General features: G+C 57.5%; 13 protein-coding genes. 8 read left to right on the top strand and 5 right to left on the bottom strand.

All coding sequences use genetic code 11. The annotated features are described in order from the left end of the window. The 3 genes from AC2TDJ_RS13930 to AC2TDJ_RS13920 form a co-directional block, all read right to left on the bottom strand. Positions 1-147, bottom strand: coding sequence for a hypothetical protein (locus AC2TDJ_RS13930; RefSeq protein WP_480843053.1), 147 nt, complete (start codon positions 145-147; stop codon positions 1-3). Further along, the gene (locus tag AC2TDJ_RS13925) at positions 144-1235 is read right to left on the bottom strand and encodes a hypothetical protein (protein WP_480843052.1); all 1092 of its coding nucleotides are present in this window, start codon (positions 1233-1235) and stop codon (positions 144-146) included. Before AC2TDJ_RS13925 ends, AC2TDJ_RS13930 begins: the two co-directional genes overlap by 4 nt. 354 nt (positions 1236-1589) lie before the next feature. Next, the gene (locus AC2TDJ_RS13920; protein WP_480843051.1) at positions 1590-2855 is read right to left on the bottom strand and encodes an MFS transporter; all 1266 of its coding nucleotides are present in this window, start codon (positions 2853-2855) and stop codon (positions 1590-1592) included. A 248-nt stretch (positions 2856-3103) separates the two neighbouring features. On the opposite strand from AC2TDJ_RS13920, the gene AC2TDJ_RS13915 reads away from it, so the two are divergent. Then, complete coding sequence (locus AC2TDJ_RS13915) at positions 3104-4231, top strand: anhydro-N-acetylmuramic acid kinase (protein ID WP_480843050.1); 1128 nt, start codon at positions 3104-3106, stop codon at positions 4229-4231. Here AC2TDJ_RS13915 and AC2TDJ_RS13910 read toward each other — a convergent pair. Beyond that, on the bottom strand, positions 4228-5118 hold the full coding sequence (locus tag AC2TDJ_RS13910; RefSeq protein WP_480843049.1) for a fatty acid desaturase: 891 nt from the start codon (positions 5116-5118) through the stop codon (positions 4228-4230). The two genes, AC2TDJ_RS13915 and AC2TDJ_RS13910, sit on opposite strands and share 4 nt — an antisense overlap. A gap of 30 nt (positions 5119-5148) precedes the next feature. Next, positions 5149-5568 (bottom strand): cupin domain-containing protein, encoded by a 420-nt coding sequence (locus AC2TDJ_RS13905; protein WP_480843048.1) that lies wholly within the window; start codon positions 5566-5568, stop codon positions 5149-5151. Between the two features lie 87 nt (positions 5569-5655). Here AC2TDJ_RS13905 and AC2TDJ_RS13900 point away from each other — a divergent pair, with 87 nt between their 5' ends. The 7 genes from AC2TDJ_RS13900 to AC2TDJ_RS13870 all read left to right on the top strand — a co-directional run bounded on the left by AC2TDJ_RS13900 (position 5656) and on the right by AC2TDJ_RS13870 (position 13419). Then, a complete protein-coding gene (locus tag AC2TDJ_RS13900) occupies positions 5656-7074 on the top strand; it encodes a protein adenylyltransferase SelO (RefSeq protein ID WP_480843047.1) in 1419 nt (472 codons plus the stop codon). A 241-nt stretch (positions 7075-7315) separates the two neighbouring features. Then, on the top strand, positions 7316-8983 hold the full coding sequence (locus tag AC2TDJ_RS13895) for a sulfatase-like hydrolase/transferase (protein WP_480843046.1): 1668 nt from the start codon (positions 7316-7318) through the stop codon (positions 8981-8983). Between the two features lie 47 nt (positions 8984-9030). Next, positions 9031-10269, top strand: coding sequence for a DUF3179 domain-containing (seleno)protein (locus tag AC2TDJ_RS13890; protein WP_480843045.1), 1239 nt, complete (start codon positions 9031-9033; stop codon positions 10267-10269). A gap of 61 nt (positions 10270-10330) precedes the next feature. Beyond that, the gene (locus tag AC2TDJ_RS13885) at positions 10331-11095 is read left to right on the top strand and encodes an outer membrane protein (RefSeq protein ID WP_480843044.1); all 765 of its coding nucleotides are present in this window, start codon (positions 10331-10333) and stop codon (positions 11093-11095) included. A 115-nt stretch (positions 11096-11210) separates the two neighbouring features. After that, positions 11211-11915, top strand: coding sequence for an endonuclease/exonuclease/phosphatase family protein (locus AC2TDJ_RS13880; RefSeq protein ID WP_480843043.1), 705 nt, complete (start codon positions 11211-11213; stop codon positions 11913-11915). 72 nt (positions 11916-11987) lie between these two features. After that, entirely contained in the window at positions 11988-12401 is a 414-nt protein-coding gene (locus AC2TDJ_RS13875; RefSeq protein ID WP_480843042.1) for a Fur family transcriptional regulator, read from the top strand. A 136-nt stretch (positions 12402-12537) separates the two neighbouring features. After that, complete coding sequence (locus AC2TDJ_RS13870) at positions 12538-13419, top strand: DMT family transporter (protein ID WP_480843041.1); 882 nt, start codon at positions 12538-12540, stop codon at positions 13417-13419. Positions 13420-13618: the final 199 nt, after the last annotated feature.

Raw genomic sequence — 13618 nt, 5'->3', positions numbered from 1 at the left:
TTAAAAATTCTGATACCGAAACAGACGAACGTCTCCGGCCAGGGTAGCCATTTCAGCAAGCGCCAGGGTCAAAAGGCAGCCCAAAACGATCCCCTGAACGATCTGCCCTACGAACAACCAGTCGATTCTGAAGCGCTTTCCGTTCATACCTCCCCCTGAACTCCACCCAATGACGCTCCGATCGCATGTGTACACTTTAAGCGCGCTTCGTCGTTTTTCAGGTGGCCGTCGAAATCCAGAAAATCCTTCTGTTGAAAATTGGCGTGATCCTGCACCGAAAAATAGGTTGTTCCGCTGGCCTCCGCGAATTCTTGCACGTCTTTCTTGAAGGTTTCGAATAGTGTTGCACCAGCTGGAATTGTATACCAACCAGGATTTACCGGTGCTTCCATCAAAACAAACGAAGTACCGCTGCGCGCACGTTCGCGCTCAATTATCCGCTCCAGCACCTCAAAACTCTGGTTTTTCAGGTCTCGGTATTCTTGGATTAAAGTTTCTAACTCGTCTAATTCTTTCGCCCGATACTCATCATTGTCCACAATATTGACCCAATACTCTGTCAGCGGATCAGCAGGTTCGCGCCCTCCGCGAATCAGGTTGACCAGAATTTCTTTCTTACGGGACAAGAAGAACTTGGCATTTACCAGGGCGTAGATGTCCGTATGGATCGGCACGTCTATTCCAAGAAGCTCAGCCTCGTCTTCCAGCAACTCGGAATGGAAGGCAAAGCGAGGGTTCTTAAGGGCATTTGCCACCGCGTTGTCTTCCTCGCTGTAGACCACCGAGCGGAACATGCCAATGTTGAGCCCGGCAACAACCACACTTCCGGGTGGCAATTCGAGCTCTGCCAAGATGGCAGCCATTTCAACCGTGGACTGGGCCGGGGTTGAAAGGTTGATAACATTGTAGTTTTTGCCAGACGCGGCGCCGACAATACCATCCAGATCCAATGCCTCATTGACGCAAAAGACCATAGTCGACGACCCGAGTATCACCACGGCCGGACGATCCGACGGCACCCCGTTTAATATGCGATGGCTGACCAGCGTGTGCCGGTCATAAGGACTCACCATGAATAATTTGTACGTGTCGCCAGTCAGAAGGCGTGGGCCAATCGCGACCGCCGCAATGATAAAAATCACCGGAATAAACAGTGCGATTGCGACTGCGGTCAGGGAAGGGTTGGTCAGACCTTTCCAGAAATCGGCCGGCCCGCGCTTACAAAATCCGAACATAACTACATCAACTATTACGACTACCGTTCCACACACGCATTCTGCGCATATGAATAGTACGAAGCTTCCTGGATCATGTCATGCCTCATGTTTCCAAACCAAGCATGGTAAACGTTACTGTGATGGTTGACGCAAAGCCGAGAATCGACTGAATGCATGAAGGTCTGGCTGACGTTGGCCCTGCGCTTCTTTGCCGGAGTTGAATAAACGGCATCTGGCCAAGCCAAAGTCTTTTTACGATTTCCCCAGGGCTTCAGATCTAATTCACTGCGGAAACACCCAAGGCACCCTGTGGGCATGGGAATTGGCAAGGACAAGGCACCCTTTCAAAGAATAACGCTTGGGCTGACCGGGTCAGGATTTGGTCGGGGGCAGGCGAAAAGCATAGAGCATGGCGAACAGATTCAGCGCCGCCAACGCAAAGATTGGGGTGATCGGATCGTGCAGATGCGCAACCGCTCCGAGGATTGCAGCGAAGACCATGCCGACCAGACCCGCGCTGACATCTCCCAGCGCGACGAGGTAGGGCCGCTCTTTCTCAGTCGTCATCTCGATGATGTAAAGGTAGCGGCCGTAGATCACTCCGTTTCCACCCAGCGACAGAAGCAGTATGACCAGTGCGTACACCCATACGTCCTGTGCATAACCTAAAAACGTGAATACAAGCGCCAGAACGGCTGACATGGTCGAGATCAGGCATCCGAGCCACATCACCGGCTTGACCGAGATGCGTCCGCTGAGCCACCCCCACAGCAAGGATCCGAGAACCATTCCTAAGCTTGCTGCGATTACGAAATAGCTGAGGGAGTGTTTTGTACCGACATGAAAGGTGGCTGCATGGATGGTGTAGAACGGCATGGCGAGCTCTACCGAGACGAAGATCAGTCGTGCGAGAAGAAACTTGCGATACCAGGAATAGGCCATGCCTGTTTTGAAACCGGTCACCAACTCGGTCAGGGGTTTCGGCTTTTTCTTTGGCGTCGGCGCGTGGGCCTGCTCTTCTTCCAGCAGGCGTACCCCGGCAAAACTGACGCCGGCGGCGAACATGGCAACGACTCCGCACCACAACACGACGATATGGCGCTGCATGGGTTGGTCAGAGGCCAACAGGTCGCGCGTGACCCAGACGACAGCGATAGCCAGAATGCCGGAGATGGTTGCCTGCGCAAACACCATCCGGTTGCGTTTCGCTTCCGGAACGGAAATGCCGTAAATCTGGCTGGTGCCAAGGCTGGTGATACCCTGACAAAGACCCATAACCGTGGCTGTCGTCAGGAACAGCAATACAATCAGCACGTTGGGCAGGCCCGTCGCGAACAGGGCTAGGACGGCCAGTACAGTGGCGGTCAGAATATTGGGCACGTAAACTGCCAGTTTTGCACGGGTCACCCGGTTGATGAACGGGGACATGAAGATTTCGGCAATGAGACGCGAGCCGGTCACAAACGGCAGCAACATGCCCGCAAAAAACGTAGGTGCTCCCAAAGCCAGATACAGAAAAGGCAGCACAAGGTTCGGGTTTACCAACTGCGTGCCGATCGTTGCCAGCGAGCCCGACCAGAAGATCAGCTGGTAGTTTCGGCCTTCGGATGGCTGCTGCGATGTTTTTGTGTCGGCCATGGGTTTCTCGGGCGGATCTGCACCAATTCTGTGGGGGTTAATCTGTTGCGATGGTTACTCAGGAACCGGTTTGACGCAACTTTTGCAAAAAGTAACGACTGGGGTTTCTGTTGTGTCCTGCGCTCACATAGCGTCAAAATGGGTGCCTTTTGAGTGATGAGGCTTGCCTTGGGCACCGGTAAAAAGGCAGGTTGAGCGCGCTGCGCCGAAGCACCGGTACGGTAGAATACAAGACAAATGAGGTGAGCGTGAGCCGGACCAACAGGAAAGTCGGGGCGATCAGAGCTTTGGGGGCGATGTCCGGTACGTCGCTGGATGGCGTTGACGCGGCCGTGGTGGAAACCGACGGGCACAGGATTTCCGAATTCGGTCCATCCAGGTATCGCGCCTATTCCGAAGCTGAACGTGCCCAGTTGCGCCGAGCATTGGGCCAGTGGCACGGCGCGCAGGTCGAAGCCGCGGGCGAGTTGGTGACGCGGGCGCATGCCGAACTGTTGTCCGAGTTTGAAGATGTGAGTTTGATCGGGTTTCACGGCCAAACCCTTGCGCATGAACCGCGCGGTCGCGGGACGCTGCAAGTTGGGGACGGGATTGGTCTGGCGCAGGCGCTTGGCCTGCCGGTGGTCTGGGATTTCCGCAGCGATGACGTTGCAATGGGTGGAGAGGGTGCCCCTCTGGCACCGTTCTTTCACTTTGCCTGCGCCAAGTGGATCGGTGCCGAGGCTCCCTTGTGCTTTCTCAACCTTGGTGGGGTGGGCAACCTGACGTTTGTAGACCCGTCCTTTGACGGGCCCGAGGCACCGGGGGCGCTATTGGCTTTTGATACCGGCCCCGCGAACGCACCGGTTGATGACCTGATGCAAGCCCGACTTGGACAACAGATGGACCGCGATGGTGCCGTTGCCCGCAACGGAACAGTCGAACCCGGTGCGCTCGAGCTGTTTCTGGCAGAGCCATTCTTTGCCCGCATGCCACCGAAATCTCTGGATCGCAATGACTTTTCCGAGATGATCAAACTGGTTCAGCAATTGAACGATGCGGACGCCGTTGCCACCTTGACAGCCATGTGTGCTGCCGGTGTCGCCAAGGGTATGGAACATTGCCCGAAACCGCCTGTACGCGTTCTGGTCACCGGCGGAGGGCGGCACAATCCGGTGTTGATGGAAATGTTGCGGGTTTCGCTGGACTGCCCAGTCGAACCGGTTGAGGCCGTCGGTCTGGATGGCGATATGCTCGAAGCGCAGGCCTTTGCCTATCTCGCCGTGCGTGTGGGGCGCGGATTGCCGACGTCCGGTCCCGGAACCACAGGTGTGAGTGCGCTTGTGGGTGGCGGAACGGTTTCGGCTCCGATCAGGGGCGCTGTCGGAAACGGTTAACGCGACAAAGAACGCGCGTACTCTGCGGTAAATTCTGTATAGCCGTCCGAGGTCGACTTCAGGTGGGCCTGGGTCCATTGATGGAAAGCCGGCAACTGGTGGAAAGGGACATTCGGAAAGGAATGATGCTCAGCATGGTAAGGCATGTTCCACGCCAAAAAACGGATGATCCGGCTGGTAAAGGTCGTCCGCGAGTTCTCAAGCATGTTTGCCACAGGCGGGCACAGGCCGTGTTCCGCCAGCAGATAAAGGCGCAGAACCGGTTGCCCGACCAAAACGGGTAGTATCCAAACCCAGAACAGCGCCGTTGAAAAGAACAGGCTTAGCCCGGCAAGACCATAAAGGCTCAGGAGCACGCGGGCTTCGGTTTTCATCGCGCCGTGTTGACGTCGTGGCAGATAGGGGGCGTCGATGCGTCCAGACGCGTTCATCACCAGCACCTTTGCCATACCGGTCCAGTAGAACCAGCCGCTCAGGTAAGCCAACAGGTTGGGCCAATTGTCGGGCCGGGGTTTGCCTCCGAGCTCCGGATCACGCTCAGGGTCATTGGTCCACTTATGGTGCGCCAGATGAAAGTAGCGGAACCAGACAAAGGGCAGGGCGATGGGCAGGGAAACTAGGTGCCCGACCGCCTCATTCAACCACCCGGATTTAAACGGCGTCTTGTGGGTGCATTCGTGGCTGAGCGTGAACACGAAAACCAGCATGACGCCCTGAGGCAGGATCAGCAGCGGCCAGAGTGGCACCTGCGCCAAAATCCCGGCGCTGAGCGCGGCCAATACGGCGAAATAATACCCCAGATGCCTCAGCCCGGCTTTGTCCGATCGTTTCTGCAGCTGGTCTTTGGTTTCCGGTGGTAGTGAAGCTATCAGGGCGCGATGATCCATATCGTGACTGTAGATGCCCGCCACAGGGGATCAAGCCCGGGGAATATCAAAACCGGGCTCGGCCAGTTCGAAACTCTCGAACTCGAAACCCGGCGAGACCGTACAACTGACCAGAGTGTAGTCTCCGGTGCTGCGGGCCGCCTGCCAATGTCCTTTGGGAACGATCAGTTGGGGTGCGCCGACGGAAAGATCCGGCGTCAGCACATGATCGGTTGCGGGCCCCTGATCCGTTTCACTCATCGACAGAACCAGCGGTGCACCGGAATGATAAAGCCATATCTCGGTGGCATCGACGCGGTGCCAGTGGCTGCTTTCACCCGCTTGCAGCAGGAAATAGATGCAGGTGCCTGTAGCCCGGCCGGGATTGTCTGCCTTCCACGTCTCACGGTACCAGCCGCCCTCGGGATGACGTTGCAGGTTCAGGTGGTCGATGATCTGTTGGGCGGTCATAGTATCCTCGAACGTTTGGCCGCAATTATGCCGGGGCTAGGGCCGATACGCTATGGCAATTGCGGGCGTACAAATTATGTTTGCCTCATGACCCTGACGATCCCTTTTGACAACAGTTATGCCCGTCTTCCGGACAGTTTCTATGCACGGCAGGCGCCCGAACCGGTCCGGGCTCCAAGGATGGTTGCCTTCAACGAGCCGCTGTCACAAATCCTGAACATCTCGCCCGGAGACCTGCAGGAAATGGCGGAAACCTTTGCCGGCAACGCCGTCCCCGATGGGGCCGAACCCTTGGCGCAGCTGTATTCCGGCCATCAGTTCGGCCATTACAATCCACAATTGGGCGATGGGCGGGCAATCCTGCTGGGGGAAACCGTCGGCGCAGACGGAGTCCGGCGGGATATTCAACTGAAAGGTTCCGGCCGAACGCCCTTTTCCCGGCAAGGCGATGGACGCGCGTGGCTGGGGCCGGTTCTGCGCGAATATGTCGTGTCCGAGGCAATGCACGCGCTGGGCATACCGACAACGCGCGCGCTGGCGGCGGTAGAGACCGGTGAGATCGTATTGCGCGAAGGTCCGATGCCCGGTGCCATCCTGACGCGCGTGGCGCAAAGCCATCTGCGGGTGGGGACATTTCAGGTCTTTGCGGCGCGAGGGCAACTGGACCGTTTGCGGCAACTGACCGAATACGCCATTGCCCGGCATTACCCACAGGCGGACGGTCCGATGGGTCTGTTGCGCGGTGTTCGGGACACCCAGGCGCGATTGATTGCTGATTGGATGAGTGTCGGGTTCATTCATGGCGTGATGAATACCGACAATTGCTCGATTGCCGGTGAGACCATCGACTATGGCCCATGCGCCTTCATGGATTCCTACCACCCGAACACGGTCTACAGTTCGATCGACAGGATGGGCCGGTATGCGTATTCGAACCAACCTGACATTGCGGTTTGGAATCTCGCGCAGCTCGCGACGTCGTTGATCCAGCAATTCGAGGACAAGGAAGCCGCTGTTGAAGAAGCGACCGAGATCGTCCACGCAATGCCTGAACTGATGCAGCAGCACTGGCTGGACCGGTTCCGGGCCAAGATTGGCCTGCGGACGGTGGAGGCGGGCGACCTGCAATTGATCTCGGACCTTTTGACGCGAATGGCGCAGAACCAGGCGGACTTCACCAACACATTCCGAGCCCTGTCCGGTGATAAGACGCGGGACCAGTTCACCGATCCCGAGGCATTCGACAGTTGGGCGGAGGGCTGGCAGGCGCGGTTGCAGCGAGAAACCGATCCGCAAACAGTGATGAATGAAGCGAACCCGGCTTTCATACCGCGAAACCACCGGGTCGAGCAAATGATACAAGCGGCCGTGAACGGTGATTACGCGCCGTTCCATCGGCTGAACGCGGTATTGGCGCAGCCGTTCACTGATCAGCCTGAGAACGCGGATCTGTCGCGACCACCAACCGAGAGCGAAGTGGTCCACGCCACGTTCTGTGGAACCTGAAAAATAGGGAGCCAAGGTCGTTGTCCCGCCTATAACGCTGGCCGTTTTGGTTTGTGAATTTCATCGTGATGAAGTGACGGTTGCCGGTTTGAATGCCCGGCGATTTGTTTTGTAATTCAGCGCTTGGGAAATCAGCCGGCGCCACGTTTGGAAAAAATGGCATTTTTAGATTAGAATGTAAAAATATGAGAGACCCGTTCCTCTGGTCACGGAAAAAACCCAAGTCAGGTGAGGAAGTTACATGAATTTGAGATTGTTTTGTTCGTTCGTTTCCTGCCTGACCGCCGCGCCGGTGTTTGCGCAGGACACTCCTATTTCACATGACGCGGAATACTACATCCTTGAGGCACAGCATGGCGCACAATGGGCCGAAGATGATGCCGCAGTTGACGCGGAACTGGCCGCGTTTCAGGAGGGTAACGGGGGCAAGCCGCCCAACATCGTAAGCGTTTTGATCGATGACATGGGATTCGGCGACATGGGTATTCCGGAACTGAACGCAGTGCGCGGGTACCAGACACCCAACATCAACGATTTCTCGGACGAGGCGATGCGAATGGTGCGGATGTATACCGAACCGTCGTGCACGCCGACACGTGTGGCACAGATGACCGGACGTTTGCCGGTACGCATGGGAATGGGGGACACGACCGTCGACATTGCCGGATTTGGATTGCCGGGCGATGAGGTGACGCTGGCCGAAGTGCTCAAGCAGGCAGGCTATGCCACCAGCCATGTCGGCAAATGGCACATGGGGGATATTGCCGAAAGCTGGGCGATGAACCAGGGATTCGACTATGCCCAGCACGCAATTCACCAACAGGGCCAGCTGACAATTTTCAACGACGATGCGATCCGGGAACAGGTTTCTGTCGCGATCCGGGACTACGATGACAAATACACGATAGACGATTGGTTCCGCCCGGACGCGTCGGCAATGATGACCGTGATCGAAGGTGAGACCGGAGGGCCCATTCGCGAAATTCGGATGGAAAGCGGCGAGCGTTGGAATGCCGCCAAGTATGATGAGATGAATCAGGCCTTCCAGGATAAAACACTGGAAGAGCTTGAACGACTTTCCAGCGGGGAAGAGCCGTTCTTCCTGCAGTACTGGCCCATGATTCCGCTGGACAATACGCGCGCCGGACGGGAGGGACCGGAAAGCGCGAATGGCGGGCTCTACGTTGACAAGATGCAACTGCTGGATCAGTGGCTGGGCGATTTGTTCACACGCATGGACGAACTCGGGGTAGCTGAAAACACGATCGTTGTCGTTATGGGAGACAACGGCCACTTTACCAAATACGCGCCCCAGTCCGGGTTTACGCCGATGATCTATGCCGGGGGCAAGGGCGACACGACCGAGGGCGGCGTGCGCGTCGATGCCTTTATCCGCTGGCCCGGAATGATCGAGGCTGACGGATTACTGAACAGCATCATCCATGTCTCGGACCTCTATACGACACTGTCGCGATTCGCGGGTGCCGACCAGTTTATTCCGAGGGACCGTCTGGTCGACGGAGTGGACCAATCGGCCGCGCTGTTGTTTGGCGATGAGAGCAAAGCGCGCCGCGATCATGTCATCATCTACTCGGTCGCCAAACCCGAGGCGATCGTCAAGGACCAGCTCAAGCTGAAATTGCCGGGGCCGGGCGAGAACGCGATCGTTGCCGAGTTCTTCGACCTCTATCGGGACACGCGCGAGGAATACTCGGTTTCGACCGAGGTCGGCGCCTGGGGTGGGCAGGAATTCGTGCGTATCCTCGGCCGTCACATGGCTCGGAAAGAAAAGTTCCCGGACATAGAGCCGGCCTATGGTGTGCCTTATGAAGGGATCGAGAACATCCGGCCCGAGACGCAAAAGGCCGTCGAGGCGTTCATGGTCAAACGAGGATCGCCACAGCAATAGACGGGAAGGGGCGACCAGCCTCGAGTTCAGAACGTAAGGAGCCTGCAATGCTCGGCAACATATTGTTCTTAATGGGTTTCGCCGTTTCTCTCGGCATCGGGTTCCTCTATTTCCGAGATCTCGGCGACGTGTCGCAGATGCTGCTGAAGGTCAAGCGCGAGAATATGGTGCGCTTTATTCGGCACGAGTATCGGTTGATTGCCATCGGCCTTGGTGCGTTTGTTGTGGCGACCATGTCGCATTTCATCTTCGGTGGCGGCGCACGGTGGGCGTGGGTGATCGGGACGTTGCTTGTTCTACTGCTTTATGGCTTTCCCTATGTCTGGGTGCATCTGGGGCTGCGCAACCAACTGAACGACGCAAGCTATTTTCCGATCGCGGAGGCCCGCAAATACGTCGGTCCGACCGCGCCTGTGATCGTGATCGAAAACAACGGTCAGGCACGGGCTCACCCTGATGCACAGATCATGCGTCCTCACCTGGCGGGGAACGAGGCCGGTCTGGGCGGTGAAGATGTCGTCATGACTTATTGCGCCATGGCTAATCTGGGGCAGGGCTACATCCCTCGGATCGAGGGCAAACGTCTGGACCTTGAAGTTCTGGCCCAGCATGGCAACAACCTGATCCTGCGCGACAATGAGACCGGCGAGCCGATCCAGCACATCTATGGCTTCCGCGAGGCGGACCGGGATACGACCGACCCGACCTGTCCGCTGCGACCCGAGGCGCGCATGACGCCCTGGCCGACATATCGAATGACCTTCCGCGGGTTCCAGAAGGCTTTTCCCGAAGGTGAAGTCTATCTGAACAAGCCGTCACCGAATCCGTTATTGCGTTTGTTGGACACCGTGACAGAAATCACCTTTGGCTGGGGCATTGGCCGCCAGCATCAGGAGGACGCCCCTGTCATGGACAATATGGAACGTTCGGATGACCGGTTGCCGAACAAGACCCTTGTCTGGGGGATCACGATCGGACAGGACGCGGCGTGTTGGACCGATGATTTCGTGATCGACAACAACTGGATCGTGAATGCACGGGTTGGTGGTCGGGAGGTCGTCGTCAGCCTGGACCCGAAATACGAAAGCCTCGGCATCTGGTACAATGACAGCGGCCAGCCAGTAACCCGCTGCAATTTCTGGGGTCACTCGGATCAGGGTCAATTGCAACGGGTCGAAACCCTGCGCGCGGGCATCTTCTGGCACGTCTGGGCCGAGTTTTTTCCGGAAACCGGTATCAATCCTGTTGCACAAGGCGCCCGGGAACCGTCGGAGGCTGCAGCTTGAAAAAATACTCACCTGATTGCGCTCAGGGCGGGGAACATTGGATGGTGAAGGGAGAAATTCCATGTTTTTTAGATTAGTTTCAGTCCGTAAGTCATTGAGTTTGGTCCTTACAGCCGCTGCTGGAATTCTCACGGCACACGCCTCGGCCGCGCAACAATCGGAATGGTCTTATGAGGCCACGATTTATCTGTTCATGCCCGAGACAAAAACATCCTTGAACACCCCGATGGGTAATCTGGACGCGACGCTCAGCTTTTCCGATGCGCTCAGCAATCTTGACATGGCCTTCATGGGCACATTCGCCGCGTCAAACGGCCGTTGGAGCGTTTTGGCTGATTACAATTACACCAACCTTTCCTTTGACACTGCAACGGCAGGGCCGGCGAATGGCAACCTGAACACGTCTGTCAAAACGCAATTTTTCAGTGGTTATCTGGGATACCGAGTGTACGAGGATATCGATCTCAAGGTAGATCTGGCGGGCGGGTTTCGCTGGTACAGCACAGACACAGATTTTCTACTGACACCCGGAACCGCGCCGGGGCGGAGCGCGACGGCCGATGAAAGCTGGACGGATCCGGTAGTCGCAGCGCGCGCGCGTTATGCTTTCACCAACAGCTGGTCCGGAACTGCGTTTCTGGACTACGGCGGATTCCGCAGTGGCAGCGAAACCTGGCAGGTCCTGCTGACGGCGGACTATGCGATCAACGACAGGTGGCTGCTGCGAGGTGGATATCGATACATCTCGTTTGATCATGAGATCAGCGGTAACGACTATTCATTCAGCCAGTCGGGCCCGGTGATCGGGGCAACCTATCGGTTCTGATGGTTGTACGTTCGGGGCAAGGCCGTAGCGGGGTTCTCAGGCGCCGATTGGAAACAGGGGCTTGCCACCGCCTCTGCACATGGCATCTTGTGGGCGACAACAGTCCCGGATCACCATGACACATAATTCGACCCTGAGGTTGGCCAGCTATAACATTCAGAAGTGCGTGGGCCTGGACTTTCGCAGGCAACCGCAGCGCATTCTTCAGGTGCTGGACGGGATGAAGGCCGATATCGTGGTCCTGCAGGAAGCCGACAAACGCTTGCCACCGCGCCCGGCAGCACTGCCGCATTTCATGCTCGAAGAATCTGGTTGGCAGGTGGTCGACCTCGGCGGAGCGGGCAGTCTGGGCTGGCACGGAAATGCAGTCATCTGGCGAGGAGACACCATCCACGTGCGGCAGGCAGGGCATCATGATCTGCCGGGGCTGGAGCCGCGCGGTGCCGTACGTGTAGAGTTCGATACCCAAATCGGCCCACTGCGTGTGATGGGAATGCATCTGGGGCTACTGCCAGCCTCGCGGCGGCAACAGATTACCCATATCCGTCGCTTCGATTCCGATCTGAATCAAATGCCTACGGTCTGGGCCGGGGACTTCAATGAATGGTCTCGTCAGCCGGTTTTGGATCACCTCGCCCCGGACATGCGGTTTCTGCCTCCCGTACCCAGTTTCCCGGCGGCTCAGCCATTGGGCGCGCTGGACCGGATTGCGTTGGGGCAGGGGCTGTCCGCGATGGCCCACGGGGTGCACGACGCACGTCCGGCGCATATCGCATCGGACCATTTGCCGGTCTGGGCGGACTTGCAGCGCGCCGCTTAAAGGGCAATTCACCTGTGGCGCAGCACGCGCATCCGTACTAAGACAGAGACCCGAACAGCTCTGGGGGTCACTATGTCCGACACGATCATCGCCCGTTGCGAAGCCAAGGGCCTGCGCATGACAGGTCAGCGCCGAACCATTGCGCACGTGCTGCAACAAAGCGAGGACCACCCGGATGTTGAAGAGCTTTATGCCCGCGCCTCGGCCGAGGACTCGGGGATTTCGATCGCCACGGTTTATCGCACCGTGAAGTTGTTCGAAGAGGCGGGGATACTCGAACGACTTGAATTCGGCGACGGGCGCGCGCGGTACGAGGATGCCGAGCGCGATCACCACGACCATCTGATCGACATGCAGTCGGGCGAAGTGATCGAGTTCGTCGACCCCGAGATCGAAGCGTTGCAGGAAAAGATAGCGGCCAAGCTGGGGTATCGCCTCAAGGGGCACCGCCTGGAACTGTACGGCGTTCCGCTGGAACAGGACTGATCCATCACGAAACGAGATTGATCGCCTCACGGCAATTCATCAAACGTGTCGGAATTCTGCTTGCTACGTCGCAACAGTTGGGGTTTTGGTGCCTTAAGGGCTCATGTTTTGTCGGCCCATTCCAACGGACGCGCAAATGAACAACGTAAACGGCATTCTGCTGATCATCGCATCGATGGCGGCCTTCTCGCTTGAGGACATGTTTATCAAGCACCTGTCGATCAGTGTGCCGACCGGCCAGATCATGATCGTGCTGGGCCTGTTCTGCGGTCTCGTCTTTGTGCTGATGTCGTTGGCAACGCGCAAACGCATCTTTGATCCGGTGGCTTGGCAGCCCTTGCCGCTGGCGCGTGGCGCGGCTGAAGCCTTTGGCGCACTGACATTCGTGACCGCGCTGTCGCTGGTGGAATTGTCCACCGTGGCTGCCGTGTTTCAGGCGATGCCGCTGGCGGTAACCATGGGGGCTGCGCTGTTTTTGGGTGAACAGGTCGGCTGGCGCCGGTGGAGCGCGATTGGCGTTGGATTCATCGGTGTCCTGATGATTATCCGGCCGGGTCTGGAGGGGTTCCAGCCCGAGTCGCTGTTTGTCGTCGCCACCGTCGTGGCCATCGCGGCACGCGATTTGATCACCCGACGGCTGGATGTCCGCGTGGCTTCGTCTGTTGTGGCATTGCAGGCGTATGTCGCAGTGGCATTGGCAGGGGCGGTGCTTATGGTGTTCTCGGCTCAGCCTGTTGTTCCGTTGCAAACACCGCAGATCGGACCTTATCTGGGCGCCATAGGATTTGGTGTTCTGGGCTATTACGGAATTGTCACCGCCATGCGGATCGGAGAGGCGTCGGCCCTGACACCGTTCCGTTATACTAGGTTGGTGTTTTCAATCGCCGCCGGAATGCTGATGTTTGGCGAGCGTCCCGATTTGATGACATTGGCAGGCGCGTCGCTGATCATCGGGTCGGGCATGTACACCTTTATTCGCGAACGCAGACTGGCGCGCGAATTGGCCGTCGCGGCCTGACGGATCGTCGCACGTTGGCGCAAACAGTGAATTGTTAGCCCTAAAGGTCGGGAAATAAGAACGTTAGCGGTAACGACGCCCGTTTACTTTCTGCCGGGTGCTGGTATGAGGCTGACAACTAATGCAGCTTCAGGGACTGGCATCATGAGCACGATCATCGACATACACGCACGCGAGATACTGGACAGCCGGGGCAATC

Source organism: Ruegeria sp. HKCCD6647-2 (genome assembly GCF_057221075.1).
The sequence above is the reverse complement of the archived record's forward strand: the minus strand, read 5'-3'. Positions and strand labels throughout refer to the sequence as shown.